2 protein-coding genes are annotated in these 915 nt (G+C 69.0%); both read left to right on the top strand.

Annotation, left to right across the window (positions count from 1 at the left end; genetic code table 11):
* A partial coding sequence (locus AACY45_RS27095; protein ID WP_339548499.1) for a gamma-glutamyltransferase occupies positions 1 to 312 on the top strand: 312 nt, incomplete at its 5' end.
* A 146-nt stretch (positions 313 to 458) separates the two neighbouring features.
* Positions 459 to 915, top strand: a 457-nt coding sequence (locus tag AACY45_RS27090; RefSeq protein ID WP_339548497.1) for a M20/M25/M40 family metallo-hydrolase, incomplete at its 3' end; no start/stop codon positions are given.

The raw sequence follows: 915 nt of genomic DNA, 5'->3' as shown, positions 1-915 counted from the left end.
GAGGGTCAGCCGCAGACACAGGCAGCTTTGTTCTCGCGCTACGCGCGCTTCGGTGTGCCGCTGCAGGAGGCGGTGACGCGGCCGCGCTGGCTGCTCGGCCGAACCTGGGGCGAGGAAAGCACGTCGCTCAAGCTGGAGTCTCGCTTCGACCCCGCGCTCGTCGCAGCGCTCGCGGCGGCGGGGCATCAAGTCGAACTGCTGCCGCCATTCACCGGCGTGATGGGACATGCCGGCGCGATCGTGCGTCACCCGACCGGCATGCTCGAAGGCGCGACCGATCCACGCAGCGATGGCGCGGTAGCGGCATGGTGAGCGGCGGATCCCGCGCGCTTGCGCGGTGCGACGCGCTTGGTGTCGCACCTTATACTGACATGGAAGGGGGCTTGTATCGCGGCTATCTGTCCCCTGCGTACGCCAGTGCCCAGCGATGCCTTGCCGCTTGGATGGAGGAAGCGGGCATGAGCGTGCGGGTCGACCCGGCCGGCAATCTCGTGGGCCGCTACGAGGGCGAGCGCGACGGGCCGCCGCTCTTGATAGGCAGCCACCTCGACAGCGTGCGGGATGCCGGTCGCTACGATGGGCCGCTCGGTATCATGCTCGGCGTCGAGTGCGTTGCCGCGCTCCACGCCGAAGAACGACGGATGTCGTTCCCGATCGAGGTCTATGCGTTCGGCGACGAGGAAGGCTCGCGCTTTCCCGCAGCGATGCTGACGAGCCGCGCCGTGGCAGGCACGCTCGACCCGGCCACGCTGGACCTGCGTGACGCTGCCGGCATATCGCTGGAGGACGCGCTGGCCTTGAACGGCCTGTCGGTGAGCGGCTTCGCCTCGGCACGGCACGGCGCGGCACTGGCCTATCTGGAAGCACATATCGAGCAGGGACCGGTGCTGGAGGCCGAGGCACTTGGCGTAGGCA

The sequence above is a fragment of the Pseudomonas sp. RA_35y_Pfl2_P32 genome, assembly GCF_963970735.1.
Lineage (GTDB): Bacteria > Pseudomonadota > Gammaproteobacteria > Pseudomonadales > Pseudomonadaceae > Aquipseudomonas.
Note: the sequence above shows the minus strand (reverse complement) of the source record. Positions and strands in the feature narration are given on the sequence as shown.